The organism is Arthrobacter endolithicus, from assembly GCF_026627425.1.
GTDB lineage: Bacteria > Actinomycetota > Actinomycetes > Actinomycetales > Micrococcaceae > Arthrobacter_M.
The window spans coordinates 1-16658 of sequence record NZ_JAPNLH010000013.1 but is presented as its reverse complement, the minus strand read 5'-3'; the positions used below and the strand labels follow the sequence as shown (position 1 = coordinate 16658).

Genomic DNA, 16658 nt, shown 5'->3' with positions numbered 1-16658 from the left:
CCCCAGTATCCGCCGCGGCCACCCGGTTGGCTAGGGCCGCGTGCGGCACCCGTTGCGCAGCCGAGGGCGTCAGGAATGCCCGTCCACGTCCACCAAATCGGCTGAGGCATCGCCCGTAGCCCCGCCCGTGGTCCGGATCGTGGTCCGGCCCCGGGTCGCGCCCGGGCCCGTGTCCGCAGGGGAGGAGGCGAGGTTGCTTCCCAGCGCGGATTTCTCCAGCTTGGCGCCCTCAACATCCACATCCGGCAGAATCCTGTCCAACCAGCGCGGGAGCCACCAGGCACTGCTGCCAAGCAGGTGCATGGCCGCCGGGATGATGGTCATCCGGACGACGAAGGCGTCCAGCAGTACCCCGAAGGCCATCGCGAAGCCCAGCGGCCGGACCATGGTCAGATGGCTGAAGATGAAGCCGGCAAAGACACTCGTCATGATGATGGCCGCCGCCACCACCACCCGGGCGGCGTGGCTGAAACCGGTCCGCACCGCCTGCTTGGCGCTCTGGCCGTGCACGTGGGCCTCACGCATGCCGGAGACAATGAACACTTGGTAATCCATCGCCAGGCCGAAGAGCACCCCGATCAAAATGATCGGCAGGAAGCTGAGCACCGCCCCCGGGTTCGGAACGTCGAAAATGGCGCTGAGCCAGCCCCACTGATAGACCGCCACCACGCCTCCGAACGCCGCCGCAAGGGACAGCAGGAAGCCTGCGGTGGCCAGGATCGGCACCAGGAGGGAGCGGAAGACCAGGAGCAGCAGCACCAGCGAGAGCCCGACGACGACGACCAGGTACAGCGGCAGGGCGGCACCGAGCTTGTTGGAGACGTCCACGTTGGCAGCGGTTTGTCCGGTCAGGCCGAGCGTGACGGACGTATCTTTTGTGATCTGAGCGCCCTTGGCCCGCAGATCAGCGATGACCTGGACGGTGCTGGCGCTGGCCGGGCCCTCGGTCGGGACGACCTGGAATACCGCGGTCCGGCGGTTCTCGCTCAGGGCAGCCGGTACCGCCGCGACGACATTCGGGACCGTCCGCAGTTCACTGGCCACCTTCAGCTCCAAGGCCTGGGCGTCGGTGGCGCTTAACCCGGCCGGCAGGGAGCCGACGGCGATGATGGGCCCGTTGACGCCCTCGCCGAAGTTCTTTCCGATCAGCTGGTAGGCCTGATAGGCGCTGGAATTTACCGGCTCAGAGCCGCCATCCGGCAGGGCCAGCCGCAGGCCCGCTGCCGGGAGGGCGACAATGCCGAGCCCGACGACGGCCGTGACGAGGGTGAGCACGGGGTGCCGGGTAACGAACCCGCCCCAGCCCTTGCCGCTCTTGGCCGTCTCCGCAGAGGGGTCCTCCACCGCGACGTGTTTTCCATGCCTTGGCGTGGCTTTGGCCCAGGCGCTTTTGGAGATCAGTTTGGTCCCGATCAGGCCCAACAGCGCCGGGGTAAGGGTCAAGGCGACGATGACCGCGACGGCGACGGTGGCCGCGGCTGCGACGCCCATTACGCCCAGGAACGGCAGCCCGGAGACAGTCAGGGCGGAGAGGGCAATGACCACTGTTAGTCCGGCAAACAGCACGGCGTTACCCGAGGTGCCGGTGGCCGTGGCCACCGATTCCTCAAGAGCCATTCCGGCCAGCAGTTGTTGCCGGTGCCGGTTGACGATAAACAGCGAATAATCGATTCCGACGGCCAAGCCGAGCATCAGCGCGAGGATGGGCGAGATTGAGGACATCTCGACCACGCCGCTGAGGGCAAAGCCGCCGCCCACCCCGACGGCGACACCGATGATGGCCATGATCAGCGGCAGCCCGGCGGCGACCATGGTGCCCAGCATGAGGATCAGCACCGCGGCGGCCACGGCGATGCCAAGGACTTCGGCGGTGCCGAAGATTTCCGAGACGTCCTGGGTGATTTCCTTGCTCGGATAAACCCGCACGCCGGATGCCGCGGCCTGCTGTACGGCTGCCTGGACTTGGGTGCGGACCTCGGGGCTGATGCCGTCGATCGAACCGGTGAACTGGATCTGGGCGATCGCGGCCTGGCCGTTGGCGGAGACGAAACGAATGGCCTGCGAGGCCGTGGCCTGCTGCTTGCTCAGATCGAGGGTGGAGCGCTGGCGCGCAACTTCGGCCACGCCGTCGTCGTACGTTTTTTTGTTCTGGTCGTAGCTGGACTGCCCCGCCGCCAGCTGCTGCCGGCCCACGTCAATCCGGGCCTGCGCAGCGGCCAGTTGGAACTGCTGGGTGGCAGTGCTGGCGCTGCCCGCTGCTGCTGCGGCAGCCTTCTGCTGGTCCAACTGCCGCTGGCTCGCGTCCAGGTTCTGCGCCGCTGACGTCAGCTGGGCCGCGGCGGCGTCCAGCTGCGGTTTGCCGGCATCGAGCTTGGCTTGGGCAGCGGTGAGCTTCGCTTCGCCGTCGGCAATCTGGCCAGCGGCGCCGTCGAGGGTGGCCTGCGTGTTGAAGGGATCCGTGACGCCGCGGATGTCCTGGACCGTCGCAGCCTTTTTCAGCGCGGCGCTGATGGCGTCCTTCTGGGCCGGCGTGAAGGGAGTTCCGTCGGCACTGGCGAAGACAACGCTGCCGCTTCCCCCGGAGGACCGGGGCAGATCGGCCTTAAGCTTGTCGGCCACCTGCTGGGTTTCGGTGCCGGGGATCTTGAAGCTGTTGGACGTCTGGCCGTGGAAAAGCAGTGCGGAACCGCCCACCAGCACCACAATCAGCGCCCATGCGGATATCACCCACCAGTGGCGTCGGGCCGAGAATTTGCCGAGGCGGTAGAGCAGCAAGGCCATGATGGGTCCGTTTCTTGAGGGGTGATTTTTAGCTGCGATGGATAGTGGCTGCAGTAAAGCAGAAGTCAGCTGTGGAAGCCGGTCCGCAGGTGGCCGATGGCGCTGATGAGAAGCTCCCGAAGCTGTGCGAGCGATGCGGCGCTGATGTCCGCACCGTGGCGGCGGAACCAAACCTCGACGGCCGCGCGTCCGCAGGCAATCACCGACTGGACGAGGGCATGCAGGTAGAGCTCTCCATTGGCATCCGAGCCGCCGGCGGCCTCCCCTTCGGGTAAGGCCAGGCGGCGTCCAATGGCGGCGATGATCTTGCTGCTGCAGTTATCCCATGCCTCGAGCTGGAAGCGAGAGAGCTGGGCGTCGCCCTGGGTGAGTGCGAAGGTTTCCGCCAGGGTGGCCAGGTCCGTGGGGGCGACGGCGGTCAGCGCGTGCTGTGTGGATTCCAGTAACGGCTCGTCCTGCGGGCGCAGGAGGAGTTGCTCGATGACCTTGTCCAGGTATTTCTGCGTGAAACTGGCAACGGCTGCTTCCGGGCTGGAGAAGTAATTGAAGAACGTCCGGCGCGAAACGCCCGCCGCCACGGCGATGTCGTCGGCGGTGAAACCGTTCATGCCGTTGGTCCGCAGCAGCTCCAGCGCCGCTGTTGCTATGGCTTCACGCGTGGCGACCTTGTTCAGCTCGCGCCGCGATAGGGCGATAGGTTCCGCGGCCGTCGTTGTCATGATCCAACGATAGGCGGCCGTTGCACTCGGTGCAACTTGTGCAGACAGTGCATTTTCTGCGGTGAGTGCAGCGCGGGCAGCCAGTGTGGCTGATGCCACCGGTTCAGCGCGAAAAATCCCGCCGGTCGGGGACCGGCGGGACGGATTTCACGGGACAGGAGGCGGCACGGGATTCAGGGGACCGGCGGCGGCACCGGCTTCGCCTCCGCCGGCTCTTCTAAACTCGGGTAAGTTCCCCGTCGCGGGCACTCGTCGCGTCGGCGGCGTCCGCTGCGCCGGCCACAGCTGCGGCGTCTTCTGCCGGAGTGTCATCGGCGAACGGATCGCCGTTCCGCGGAGCGTTGTAGAGGGCCAGGTCCAGGATGCCCTGGCGCTTGGCCACGATGGTCGGAACCAGTGCCTGGCCGGCAACGTTGACAGCGGTGCGACCCATGTCCATGATCGGATCGATCGCCAGGAGCAGGCCCACGCCGGCCAGCGGCAGGCCCAGGGTGGAGAGCGTCAGCGTGAGCATGACGACGGCACCGGTGGTTCCGGCCGTTGCGGCGGATCCCAGGACGGAGACCAGAACGATCAACAGGTACTGCGTCAGATCGAGATGGATTCCGAAGAACTGGGCCACGAAGATGGCGGCGACGGCCGGGTAGATGGCCGCACACCCGTCCATCTTGGTGGTGGCACCGAGCGGGACAGCGAAGGATGCGTAACCGCGGGGTACGCCGAGATTGCGCTCCGTGACGCGCTGGGTGAGGGGAAGCGTGCCGATCGAAGACCGGGAGACGAATCCGAGCTGAACGGCGGGCCAGACACCGGAGAAGTAGGCCCTGATGGACAAGCCGTGGCTGCGGATCAGGATCGGATAGACCACGAACAGCACCAGGACGAGCCCGGCGTAGATGGCGACGGTGAATTTACCCAGTGAACCGATGGTGTCCCAGCCATAGGTGGAGACGGCGTGGCCGATCAGACCGACGGTACCGATCGGGGCGACGCGGATGACCCACCAGAGCAACTTCTGGATGACGGCGAGGGCGGAAGCGTTGAGCTTCAGGAACGGCTCGGCTGCCTTGCCGACCTTTAAGGCCGCAACGCCGACGACGATGGCGATCACCAGGATCTGCAGCACGTTGAAGCTGATGGAGGTGGTGACCGCCCCTTGGGCCACGGTTGAGTTGGCACCCAAGCCGAGGAAGTTTTTGGGGAAGAGCCCGGTCAAAAAGGACCACCAGTCGCCGGTCTTGCCGGTATAGCTGGCCGGGGCGGTCTTGTCTGTGCCGGCGCCGGGCTTGAACAGCAGACCCAGCCCGATGCCGATGCTCACGGCAATCAGCGCGGTGATGGCGAACCAGAGCAGCGTGTTCCAGGCGAGTCTGGCCGCATTGGCGACTTGGCTGAGATTCGCGATGGAGCTGACGACGGCGGTAAAAATGAGCGGGACCACGGCAGCCTGCAGCAGCGAGACGTAGCTGCTGCCGATGGTGGTCAGCGTCGTGTCCAGGCCATTGGGAGCGGCCTTAGGACCGGTGCCGATCGATTTGGCGATCAAGCCCAGGATCAGGCCGACGATGAGCGCGGCAATGATCTGGACGCCGAAGGACGTAGCCCACTTGGGAAGTTTACGGACGGGCTTGCGGACGGTGGAATTCTGGGCGGTTGAAGTCACTCCCACACGCTAATAGCAGCCCAGTACCATATTCCAGTCCAGGTTGCGAATTATGACGCGTCCAATTTATTCCCCAAGTTCTCCATTCCGCCGGAAACTCTCAGCCCAGGAGTGCGGCTTTGAGCGTGTCCAGGCCGACGGAGCCGACGTTGAGGGCTTGGGTGTGGAAGGCTTTCAGATCGAAGTCCGCCCCGTCCAGCAGTCGGCGCTCATCGCGGATCTGCTCCCACAGCCGCTGACCGATTTTGTAGGACGGCGCCTGACCGGGCCAGCCCAGATACCGATTGAACTCGAAGTCCAGCTGTCCGGTGCTGATATCCAGGTTCTTCTGCAGAAAGTCATAGCCCGATTCCGGCGTCCACGTTCCGGTGCCCCAACGGGCTGGAATCTGAAGCTCCAGATGGACTCCAATATCGAAGACGACCCGGGCGGCCCGCATCCGCTGTCCATCGAGCATGCCCAACTTGTCGCCAGGATCAGCAAGGTATCCAAGCTGGTCCATCAGTCGTTCGGCGTAAAGCGCCCAGCCTTCGCCGTGTCCGGAGACCCAGCAGGCGTTGCGCCGCCACTTATTCAGTAGGCCGCTCTGATACGTGGCCGTTGCTACCTGCAGATGGTGTCCGGGCACGCCCTCGTGGTAGACCGTTGTGGTCTCCGACCATGTGGTGAACGAATCCTCACCGGCCGGCACGGACCACCACATCCGTCCCGGGCGGGAGAAATCCTCACTGGGGCCGGTGTAGTAGATGCCGCCTTCCTGGGTTGGTGCGATGCGGCATTCGAGGGTGCGCATGACGTCCGGGATGTCGAAGTGCACGCCGGCAAGCTCCGTGACGGCCTTGTCAGCAAGGTCCTGCATCCAACTCTGCAGCGCCGCGGTGCCCTGCAGCTTACGGGCCGGGTCCTCGTTGAGCAGTTTCTTGGCCTCCGCGATGCCGGCACCGGGTTTGATCTGATCGGCCACCTGCTCCTGCTCGGCAATGATCCGGTCCAGCTCCTGGACCCCCCAGGCATAAGTTTCGTCCAGGTCGACGGCGGAGCCGAGGAACGCGCGGGAGGCCAGCGCGTAGCGGGTGCGGCCGACAGCGTCCTTATCCGGCGCCGCCGGCAGCAGCTCCTCGCGCAGGAAACGGGTCAGGACGCCGTACGCTCCGCGGGCTGCCTGTGCTGCTTCCTGCAGGCTTGCCAGTGCCGACGGCGGCAACACAGCGCCGTCGTCGCTCTGGGTGCCCTGCTTCTCAAGACGGGCACCGGATGCCATGGTAACGAAAAAACCGTCCTCCGCCGCGTGCCGTTCGGCCTGCTCGATCACGTTGTTCACCTGGCGACGGGCGGCAATAAGGCCGCGCTGCCGGCCGGCCCGCAGGGATCCGATATAACCGTCGATTGCGGCGGGAACATTGCTCATCCGGCCGGCAATGTGCTCCCAATGCTCCACCGTCGCGGTAGGCATCAGATCGAAAATGGCCCGGATGTCCTGCGCCGGACAGGCAATATTGTTTAAGTCCGCGAGGTCCCAGCCGGTGGCATGCAGCTCAAGATCCAGGCCGAGCCGCTCGCGCATCGCGTGCAGGGTGATGTTGTCCACAGCGTCTTCGGGCTCCAGCTCCCGCAGTTGTTCCAGCGCCTGCGCAGCAGCAGCGGCGAAAGCATCCAGGCCGTCAGGGGAGTAGTCCCGATACTCTCTCTCATGGCCGGGAAGCCCCAGTTCGGTGGCGAAGCCGGGGTCCAGCTCCAGCAGGCGCTCCGTGTAGGCGTCCGCCACGGCGTCGATGGCGGTGGATTTGCGGGAGGGAGTAGGTGCGTTGGTCATCACCCAACCGAGCCTACCGGGGAAGGAACATCGGTGATAGACAGGACTTACTGCGCTGCCGCCGAGTCGACTGCGGTTACTCAGCCGCGGCGCCAGGCTCCTGGTCCAGGCTTCGGGGCAAGCTTGAGGGCGGCGCGGCGCGCCCAAGGCCGCTGCGACGGTCGAGCTGGAATACCGTCGCTGGCCGGCTGCAGACAGAGCACAACGGCGGCCAGGGCAGCAAGCTCCTCGGCTGTGGGACTGCCCTTGACGATTTGCAGGAAAGGCGCCGCGTCCGTTGGGATGTCTCCCGGCGGCTGCATGCAGACCTGCTCCACCACCGGTGTGGTTTCGGTGCTCACAGCGGGATGTTTCCGTGTTTTTTCGCGGGCAGGCTCGAGCGTTTGTCGCGCAGGGCACGGAGCCCGCGGAGCAGGGCAATTCGAGTGTCGGACGGGGCAATTACCGCGTCGACGTATCCCAATTGAGCCGCCTGATAAGGATTGAGCAGCTCCTCCTCATACTGGCGGACCACATCCTGGCGCTTTTGCTCCACGTCTCCGCCCTCGGCGGCAACGGCGGCAAGTTCGCGGCGGTACAGAATGTTGACCGCACCCTGGGCCCCCATTACGCCGATCTGCGCAGTTGGCCACGCGAGGTTCAGGTCCGCGCCGAGCTTTTTGGAGCCCATCACAATATAGGCTCCGCCGTAGGCCTTGCGGGTGATGACCGTCAGCTTGGGCACGGTGGCCTCGGCATAGGCGTACAGCAGTTTGGCCCCGCGGCGGATGATGCCTTGGAACTCCTGGTCTTTGCCGGGCAGGAAGCCCGGCACATCCACGAGGGTGATGATCGGGATATTGAACGCGTCGCAATGCCGGACAAAGCGCGCGCCCTTCTCTGAGGCATTGATGTCCAGCGTCCCGGCGAACTGCATCGGCTGGTTTGCCACAATGCCGACGGTGTGCCCCTCCGCCCGGCCATAACCGATGATGATGTTCGGTGCGTACAGAGCCTGCATTTCCAGGAAATGGCCGTCGTCGACGATCTGTTCGATCACCGCACGCATGTCGTAGGGTTGGTTCGCGGAGTCCGGGACCAGCGCATCCAGGCTCAGATCGCCGTCGTCGACCTCCAGCTCCTGCTCGTGTTCCGTGACTGGTCCCTCCGCCAGGTTGTTGGAGGGCAGTAAATCCAGCAGCTCGCGGACGAATTCAATAGCGTCGGTCTCATCCGTGGCCAGGTAAGTGGAGGTGCCTGTGGTGGTGTTGTGCTGGCGGGCGCCTCCCAGGGTCTCCATGTCCACGTCCTCGCCGGTCACGGTTTTGATCACATCGGGACCGGTGATGAACATGTGGCTGGTCTTGTCCACCATGATCACGTAATCGGTCAGCGCGGGCGAGTAGGCGGCACCGCCCGCGGACGGTCCCATGATCAGGGAAATCTGCGGGACCACGCCGGAGGCATGGACGTTGTTGCGGAAGATGTCCGCGAACATGGCCAGCGAGGCGACACCCTCCTGGATCCGGGCTCCGCCGCCATCCAGGATGCCGACGACTGGGCAACCATTGCGCAGCGCGAACTCCTGCACCTTGACGATTTTTTCTCCGTTAACCTGGCTGAGCGAACCGCCATACACGGTGAAGTCCTGGCTATAGACCGCAACCGGACGCCCGTCCACCGTGCCGTAACCGGATACCAAGCCGTCACCCAGGGGTTTCTTCTTCTCCATGCCAAATGCCGTGGACCGGTGCGTGGCCAACGCGTCGAACTCGGTGAAGGAGCCTGGATCGACCAACATAGCGATGCGCTCGCGGGCGGTGTGCTTACCCCGGGCGTGCTGCTTTTCGACGGCGGCAGGGCCCGAAGGCTGCTCGGCGGCAGTTAGCCGGTCACGGAAATCCGCGATCTTACCCGCGGTTGTGGTCAGATCGTGGCTCATATGCTCTCCGGCTCGCTTCGCTGGTGGGTTGGCGTTAAGTAGGAAACGCACAAAACAGGGGACGTCCTCTCCAGTCTAATCAGGGGGCGGGCAGGTATCTGTGTAGCAATCCTACAATTTCGAGGCGATGGCCTAGCCGTGCAGGTCCAACGGTCCTGGGCTAAGGCCCTCATGGCGTGTCGCGCTCGTGACCGACGCTGCCGCCGGGATCTCCCCACACATAACTCTCAGGCGAAGCACTTCGGAAAGCCGCGGCTAAGAATTTTAGCCGCAAAGACTGACCGGGCCGGCGTTTCTGCCGATAGGAACAGTTGCGTGCTCCTGCGACGTTGGGCCATCCGTCGATGACCTCCACGGGACGTGCCTTGCTCGATTGCCGTATGAAAGCCTTCACCAGCGCTGCGAACCGCGCGGCATCCCCGAAACGATTTGGTTTGGTGGTCTCTTGAAAAAACTTGCCCTCAGGGCTTCCAGCCTGTCTGCCACTGTTGCCCTCGCGATGGCACTGGTCTCCTTTTCCGCCGGAGCCGGAGCCGCTGACGAACTGCCTCCCGTTTCCGGGGCCGAGACCGCGCCGGTGTTACCTCTCACGCCCAAGCCCTCACCTGGCCTCACGCTGCCTGGCCTCACGCTGCCTGGCGGAACGACTTCGCCGACGGACAACGTCCCTATGGACCCCTCGCCTGCCTCAGTGAACGCATCATCGGACGCCACGTACGCAGGCCAGGTCTTCGACCTGATGAACGTACAACGGCGCAATGCCGGCGTGCCATTGCTGCGGTGGAATCCGGGCATCGCCAACGTGGCACAGGGCTGGGCCAGCCATCTTGGCGAAGCCACCAAGAGCGCTAGCTTCGATTGGGGGAGGATCCACAGAGCCGACGGCGGATTTTCCTTGATTCCGGCCGGAGCCAGCTGGTACGGGGAGATCATCGCGTTCAACTTCACCGCGGCTAACATCGTAAATTGGTGGATGGGCTCACCGCCCCACAAGGCTGCCATGCTGGACTGGAGAGAGACCGACACCGGCGTTGGGGTGGTGGTTCCCACCAGTGGACCTTACACAGGCTGGCACTTGGTTGTCGCCAACCTCGCCGCCTATCCGGCCGCCGCGAAGCCTGCGCCGCCAGCCAAGCCTGCGCCACCAGCCAAGCCTGCCCCGGTGTCGCCGTTCAATGATTTGGTGGCCAATCAGGCGTTTCTCAAAGAAATGAACTGGATGGACAGCCGGAAAATCTCGACCGGTTACGTTGCGGCGAACGGGACCAAAACCTACCGTCCGCTGGAACAGGTGAATCGTGATGCGATGGCCGCCTTCATGTACCGGTTGGCGGGTTCGCCCTCTTACACGCCACCAAAGACTTCCCCCTTCAAGGACGTCAATGCGGGGCAGCAGTTCTACAAAGAAATCTGCTGGCTGGCCAGCAGAAATATTTCCACCGGCTATCCCGGCCCTGGCGGAACGGCAACGTATCGCCCCCTCGAACCCGTCAACCGTGACGCGATGGCCGCCTTCATGTACCGGCTGGCAGGTTCTCCTTCTTACACGCCGCCGAAGGCCTCGCCGTTCGCCGACGTTAAGAACACCCAGCAGTACTACAAGGAAATTTCCTGGCTTGCTGCTAAAGGCATTTCAACCGGCTGGGAGGAAGGGCGCGGGACTAAATCCTTTCGCTCCCTGCAGCAGGTCAATCGGGACGCGATGGCAGCCTTTATGTACCGCTGGGCCAACTAGCCTCAAGGACGGATTCCACGTTCAGCTCCGCCTCGCGCCAGCGCTCCGGCCGGTGCCGCCATGACAGCGGACAGGTAGGGTGCCGTGATGCTTTCTTTGCGGGCGAGCAGTTCCGGCGGAGTGGTTGCCGCAATGACCCGGCCGCCCTTGTCACCACCGCCAGGACCGAGCTCGATGACCCAATCGGACGCCGCGACAACGTCCATATTGTGTTCTACGGTGATCACCGTATTGCCCGCGGCCGTGAGTCTGCCGAACACGGCGATGAGGTCACGGACATTTGCCGGGTGCAGGCCGCCGGTCGGTTCATCGAGGACAAAAATGGTGCCGGTCTTCCCCGGCCGCTGAAGCTCAGTGGCCAGTTTGACGCGTTGGGCTTCGCCGCCGGAAAGTTCGGTCGCGGGCTGTCCAAGGCGCAGGTAGGACAGCCCGACGTCGGCCAGAGCCTTCAGCGATCGGGCCACTGAGGGCGAATCGGAGAAAAATTCCTGGGCCTGTGTGATGGTCATGTCCAGCACCTCAGCGATGTTCGCGCCACGGTATGTAACTTCCAGGGTTGGCGGGTTGTACCGCGAGCCGGAGCAGGTGGGGCAGGGCGAATAGTCGTCGGGCATGAAGATCAGTTCCACGCTGATGAATCCTTCGCCGCGGCAGGTGGGGCAGCGTCCGGCGTCAACATTGAAGGAGAATCGGCTGGCCGTGAAGCCCCTGGCTGCCGCTTCCGGCGTCTGGGCGAAGAGGTGCCGGACGCCATCGAACAGTCCGGTGTAGGTGGCGGGGTTGGAACGCGGCGAACGGCCGATCGGCTTCTGGTCGATGGAAATGACACGGGTCTCCCCGTCTCCGGATTCAACAGAGCCGGATTCAACAGAGCCGGATCCTATAGTGCCGGACTCAACAGAGTTGATTAGCTCGTTCAGCAGGGATGTCTTGCCGGAGCCGGAGACGCCCGTAATGGCCGTCATGACGCCCATAGGTATCCGGACTGTGACGTCCTGCAGATTATTGCGGGTCAAGGGCCCGAATGTCCGCCACGACGAGGGCGTCCGCACTGTGTGAGCGGGGGTGCCGCCGGACGGAAACATGAATGCCGCCGTCGCCGATCCTTCTACCTGCTCGAGACCGGCAGGTGGCCCGCTGTAGAGGACCGTCCCGCCCGCGCTTCCGGCGGCCGGTCCGACGTCGACAATCCAGTCCGCGCGCCGCGCGATCCGAAGGTCGTGCTCGACGGCGAACAATGAATTTCCTGCGCCGATGAGTTCGCGCAGCGAGGCATAGAGGGCAGCGGCATCTGCCGGGTGCAGGCCCGAAGACGGTTCGTCGAGTACATAGAGAACTCCGAAAAGTCCTGAACGCAGCGCGCCGGCGAGCCGGACCCGCTGCAGTTCCCCCGGTGAAAGGTCCACGCTGGAGCGGTTCATCGACAGGTAGCCCAAACCGAGCCGGATGATGGCCTCGACCCGGCTGCCGAGATCTTTGACCAGCGACCGGGCAGCGGACGCGGCGGGCGCGCCGTGCCTGTCCGAGCCGAGGGCCTGGGCCGTTAAGCCGACATTGAGCACCTCGCTCAGGCTGGACAGCGGCATCGCTGCCAGCTCCGAAATGTCGAAGCCGCCAAAGTTCACTGCCAAAGCCTGCGGATGCAGCCGCTTGCCGTGGCAAGTGGGGCACGGGCCGGTGAGCATGTACGGCTCCAGCCGGGCGCGCTGGGATGCGGCTTCGGTCTTGGCGTATGTGCGCAGCAGGTACTTTTCCGCGGACTGCCACGTTCCGTTGTAGGGCCGCTTATTCCCGCCTTCCCGGGCATGGACCACGACCGTTGGCTCATCGTCGCCGAATAGGATCTCCCGGCGGTCCCTGGCGGGAAGTTCGCGCCACGGAACGTGGATGTTGTAGCCGAGTTCGTCGGCGATTCTGCGGTAGTTCACGCCCTGCCAGCCTCTGTTCGCCCAAGCCGCGATGGCGCCGTCGTCAATTGACAGTGACGGGTCCGGAACCAACAGCTGCTCCGTGGTGCTTCTGGCAACGCCACCGCCATGGCAGGTGGGGCAGGCGCCGGCAACGGTGTTGGGGGAAAAGGCGGCTGCCGGCAGGTGCCCGGCGCCATCGGGGTACGTCCCGGCGCGGCTGAACAATAGCCGGAGTACGTCCGACGTCGAGCTGATGGTACCCAGGGAAGAACGCGAACTCGTGGCCCCGCGGGCCTGCTTCAGTGCGACGGCGGGCGGCAACCCGTCCAGCAACCCCACCTCCGGTGCCCCAGCCTGATCGATCAGGCGGCGCGCGTAGGGGGCGACTGATTCGAAATAGCGCCGCTGCGCCTCGGCGAAAATAGTGCCAAAGGCCAGCGAGGATTTGCCTGACCCGGAGACGCCGGTGAAGACGACGAAGGAGTCGCGCGGGATGTCCACGTCCACGCTGCGCAGGTTGTGTTCGCTGGCGCCGCGAACCCGTACCCAGCCGGAGGAACCTGCGGGGAGGGCGGCTGGGGTATCTGTTTCATCAATTGGTGCCATGCATTCCACCGTAACAACCGTCACCGACAGCCACCCAGCCAGCAGACCCGCGCTTGCGCCTGCGGGATGATGGCTTCCACCTCGCTCCCTGCAGAGCGATGTCAGAGACGCCGGATAGGATCTCAGGTATGACTCCGGAGCCAGTTCCCCTCAACCTGCAACGGCTGCGCCGTGCGCTGATGCCCCCTGCAGGGCGTTACGGCCGGGTGGATCTGAGCGCTTCAACCGGTTCCACGAATGCCGATCTGCTGGCGGCCGCAGGCGTGGGGAGCGGCTTCCTGGAAGCAACGCAATGGCCTGACCTCAGTGCGCTGACCGCTGAGGAGCAGTGTGCCGGGAGGGGTCGGTTGGATCGAACGTGGGTTTCCCAAGCCGGCCGGTCAATGATTGTCAGCGTGCTGCTCCGACCGGAAAATGCCGGGAAGCCGTTGCCGATGACGGCCTATTCATGGCTGTCGTTGCTGGCCGCGATTGCGCTGATCGAGGCGGTGGCGGATGAGGCCGGTGTCAGAGCTGAGCTGAAGTGGCCCAACGACGTTCTGGTCAACGGTCGTAAGCTGGCCGGAATTCTGGCGCAGCTCGCGCCGCTGCCGTCCATGACCGCCGCGTCGGCGTCCGTTTCGTCGACGGCAGGTCCAGTTGTCGCTGCAGGTCCAGTTGTCATCGTGGGTACGGGCGTCAACGTCTCGCAGACCCCGGCTGAACTTCCGGTGACGACCGCTACTTCACTGGCCATGGAGGGTTCGCGCACGCTGGACAGGAATGTATTGCTGCCGGCCTATCTATCCCGTTTTGCTGCGCTTTACCGGGCTTTTTGCGCTGTGGACGGAGACGCTCGCCGCCCCTTGGACGGCGGGGATAGTCTCATAGAGCGGGCGACGGCGCAGATGGTCACCTTGGGCACGCAGGTGCGCGCCGACCTCCCCGGGAATAGGAGCATTTTTGGGCTGGCCGCCGGGCTGGATGCCACGGGCTCGCTGCTGCTGACCGATGCTTTGGGAACCACGCACACGGTTTCGGCCGGCGATGTGGTGCATCTGCGCCGCCATGACGCCGACGGTGCACGCGACGCCAGCGGCGCTGGTGATGCCGACGGTGCACGCGACGCCAGCGGCCCAGGAAATTCCGCCAAGTTGCACTGTTCCGGTATTTCCAGCCGTTATGCGTAGCTGGCTGGCGCCAGGGGAGCAGGTCATTGTGCAGAGCAGGCCGCAGGCCCGTGCGCTGACGGGGCCGGCCGTGGCTTTCATCCTTATCCCCGCGGCCGGCGGGTTCGCTCTGGCCTGGCTGAGCCATGGCGGATTGGCGCGGTTGCCCAGCCAGACGGCGGCCTGGCAAGAACCGCTGGCGATTGCCGTCGTCGTCCTCGGTATCGCCGCGCTTGTCTTGTATCCGCTGCGCAGGTTTCTACGGTGGGCCGGAACACGGTACACGCTGACCAGCCGTCGAATGGTGGTGCGGCGCGGCTGGTTGCACCGGGAACGGCAGGACATTGCGCTTGCCTCTGTCCGTAATCTGGGCACGCGGCAATCGGCACTGCAACGGATACTGCGCTCCGGGAATATAACCTTGGACATGGGGTTCGACGGGTCCGCCGCTATCTCGGATATACCCGAAGTGGCGCGATTCCGGGATTTGGTGCTGGACGCTATTAATGAATTGCCGCACACGGCGCTGATGGGACCAGAGGATGACTGGAACTATGCGCAGGATGCTTGATAGAGACGGACGGGAGGAACTGGACCATGGAGGACGCAAGCGCAATGCCGGACGTTGATGGGCCACTGGCGCCAGTACTTCCTGCAGCTCCCGGGACTTCGACGCTGGCCGACGCGCGTGCTGCCGCCGTGGATTTGGATGGGCTTGTTGAGACTGAGGATCCTGTTCAGACCCCGGATACAGCCGAGACAACGGACCCCGGCCCGGAACGCGGTGCACTGCAGGCGCTGGAGGCGCGATTGCTCGGCGGAGAGCGCAAATTCCGTCGTCGGGAGGTGGCCCATGGCGCGGGGGTGTCGCTGCTTTCTGCGCGAAAACTGTGGCGTGCCATGGGCTTTCCGAACATAGGCGACGACGACGTCGCGTTCAGTGAGCGCGATCAGGACGCACTGACCACTGTCATCGATGTGGTGCGCGCCGGGCTCCTGACCGAAGATGCGGCCATTTCAGTCACCCGGGCCATTGGCCAGATGACGGACCGAATGGTGGTGTGGCAGATCGAGGCTCTGGTGGAGGACATCGCGGAGGAGCGCGGGGTCAGCGACGCCCAGGCGCGGCGGGTGCTGGTATCCGAGCTGCCGGACTTGATTGACCCAATGGAAAAAATGCTCCTCTATTCTTGGCGCCGTCAACTAAATGCGGGCGTGCAGCGCCTTGCAGTCCGGGCCCAAGCCGGTCTGGATTCGAGTGCGGAGGGCCGGCATGGGGCTGAGGACGACGCGCCGCTGCCGCTGGCCCGTGCCGTCGGTTTCGCCGATCTGGTCAGTTATACGAGCCTGTCGCGCCGGATGAACGAAAAGACGCTCGCCAAACTGGTTCAGCGCTTCGAAAACAAGTGTGCGGAAATCATTTCCGTAGGGGGCGGGCGATTGGTCAAGACCATCGGCGACGAAGTCCTTTTCAACTGCGAAACGCCGGTGGCCGGAGCGGAGATTTCCTTGGCTCTGGCGGAAGCCATGGCAGCGGATGACTTCCTGCCGGAGGCCCGTGTGTCCATGGTCTGGGGCCGTGTCCTTTCCCGGCTGGGGGACATCTACGGACCCACGGTGAATCTGGCTGCCCGGCTGACGGCTCTGGCGGAGCCCGGCACCGTGCTGATCGATTCCACTACCGCTGCTGCGCTGAACTCCGATGAGCGCTTTGTCCTGATACCTCAGGAAGTTCAGGAGGTCCGCGGTTTCGGAGCCATCCACCCGGTAATCCTGGCCCGAGGTCAGGGAATGGGACTTGTCGTCGACTGATTTGGTGTGTGGACGGCGGGAAGTGTTAGCGAAACGTCGCCAAGTGCCGTAATTTCGGGCTGCTGTTTCTCGGGACATCGGCGGAACTTAGCGCCGTTTCGATGGAGACCTCCGGAAGAGGTCACGCGAGTTTGAATGTCGACTGAGGCCAGCCGATTAGTTTCGGTGGCTGACCGAAGCCGGTCTTCGCATGTTCGGTGGTCGGGGACGGCCTGTCGCGGCGGGTCGCGGCCGGGTTGAGGGCCCCGCGACCCGGTCCAGGGACCCGCCCCTAACCCGCCCCTTAGACTCGGGGAAATTCTTTGTCCACAGACCAGTATACTATTGTTTGTTCTAGTTGACAGGTCTAGAATGGACATATGTTCGATCACGGGAGGACGGGTACCGGAACCAGCGAAACGACCGACGCTTCGCCCGCTAGGTCTGCTGTCCTCGCACCCTCTGGCGTCTCGGTCCCCATCGCGGCCGGGATCTCTACCCTCGTACCGTTACCCTCCGCTGTACCGGCACCGTCGACGGCGTTGGTCCCGTATCTGGCGGGCGCTGTTTC

12 protein-coding genes and 1 pseudogene are annotated in these 16658 nt (G+C 64.4%); 5 read left to right on the top strand and 8 right to left on the bottom strand.

Annotated elements, in window-relative coordinates:
* Positions 1-69: 69 nt before the first annotated feature.
* From OS914_RS12345 to OS914_RS12320, 6 genes are all read right to left on the bottom strand, one after another.
* Positions 70-2781, bottom strand: a complete 2712-nt coding sequence (locus OS914_RS12345) for an MMPL family transporter (protein ID WP_267546361.1) — start codon at positions 2779-2781, stop codon at positions 70-72.
* 65 nt (positions 2782-2846) lie between these two features.
* On the bottom strand, positions 2847-3500 hold the full coding sequence (locus OS914_RS12340; RefSeq protein WP_267546360.1) for a TetR/AcrR family transcriptional regulator: 654 nt from the start codon (positions 3498-3500) through the stop codon (positions 2847-2849).
* 217 nt (positions 3501-3717) lie between these two features.
* Positions 3718-5163: a dicarboxylate/amino acid:cation symporter gene (locus OS914_RS12335; RefSeq protein WP_267546359.1), complete on the bottom strand. Its 1446-nt coding sequence runs from the start codon at positions 5161-5163 to the stop codon at positions 3718-3720.
* 100 nt (positions 5164-5263) lie between these two features.
* Positions 5264-6976 carry a DUF885 domain-containing protein gene (locus OS914_RS12330; RefSeq protein WP_267546358.1) on the bottom strand — a complete coding sequence of 571 codons (1713 nt, stop codon included), beginning with the start codon at positions 6974-6976 and terminating at the stop codon, positions 5264-5266.
* Between the two features lie 80 nt (positions 6977-7056).
* Positions 7057-7317 (bottom strand): acyl-CoA carboxylase epsilon subunit, encoded by a 261-nt coding sequence (locus OS914_RS12325; protein ID WP_324290656.1) that lies wholly within the window; start codon positions 7315-7317, stop codon positions 7057-7059.
* Positions 7314-8897, bottom strand: a complete 1584-nt coding sequence (locus tag OS914_RS12320) for an acyl-CoA carboxylase subunit beta (protein ID WP_267546357.1) — start codon at positions 8895-8897, stop codon at positions 7314-7316. Before OS914_RS12320 ends, OS914_RS12325 begins: the two co-directional genes overlap by 4 nt.
* A 499-nt stretch (positions 8898-9396) precedes the next feature.
* Here OS914_RS12320 and OS914_RS18255 point away from each other — a divergent pair.
* Positions 9397-9966 (top strand): annotated as a pseudogene (locus OS914_RS18255) (CAP domain-containing protein); the annotation flags it as partial.
* Between the two features lie 6 nt (positions 9967-9972).
* Positions 9973-10632 (top strand): S-layer homology domain-containing protein, encoded by a 660-nt coding sequence (locus tag OS914_RS18250; RefSeq protein WP_420713950.1) that lies wholly within the window; start codon positions 9973-9975, stop codon positions 10630-10632.
* A gap of 2 nt (positions 10633-10634) precedes the next feature.
* On the opposite strand, the gene OS914_RS12305 is transcribed toward OS914_RS18250, so the two are convergent.
* Positions 10635-13148 carry an excinuclease ABC subunit UvrA gene (locus OS914_RS12305; protein WP_267546356.1) on the bottom strand — a complete coding sequence of 838 codons (2514 nt, stop codon included), beginning with the start codon at positions 13146-13148 and terminating at the stop codon, positions 10635-10637.
* Positions 13149-13276: 128 nt separating this feature from the next.
* On the opposite strand from OS914_RS12305, the gene OS914_RS12300 reads away from it, so the two are divergent.
* Genes OS914_RS12300 through OS914_RS12290 form a run of 3 tightly spaced genes read left to right on the top strand, consistent with a single transcriptional unit; the run spans position 13277 to position 16108 of the window.
* On the top strand, positions 13277-14317 hold the full coding sequence (locus tag OS914_RS12300; protein WP_267546355.1) for a biotin--[acetyl-CoA-carboxylase] ligase: 1041 nt from the start codon (positions 13277-13279) through the stop codon (positions 14315-14317).
* A complete protein-coding gene (locus tag OS914_RS12295; protein ID WP_267546354.1) occupies positions 14310-14867 on the top strand; it encodes a PH domain-containing protein in 558 nt (185 codons plus the stop codon). The genes OS914_RS12300 and OS914_RS12295 overlap by 8 nt, the downstream gene beginning before the upstream one ends.
* A 26-nt stretch (positions 14868-14893) precedes the next feature.
* Positions 14894-16108: an adenylate/guanylate cyclase domain-containing protein gene (locus OS914_RS12290; protein WP_267546353.1), complete on the top strand. Its 1215-nt coding sequence runs from the start codon at positions 14894-14896 to the stop codon at positions 16106-16108.
* 367 nt (positions 16109-16475) lie between these two features.
* On the opposite strand, the gene OS914_RS12285 is transcribed toward OS914_RS12290, so the two are convergent.
* Positions 16476-16658: hypothetical protein (locus tag OS914_RS12285; RefSeq protein WP_267546352.1), on the bottom strand; the 183-nt coding region annotated here is incomplete at its 5' end.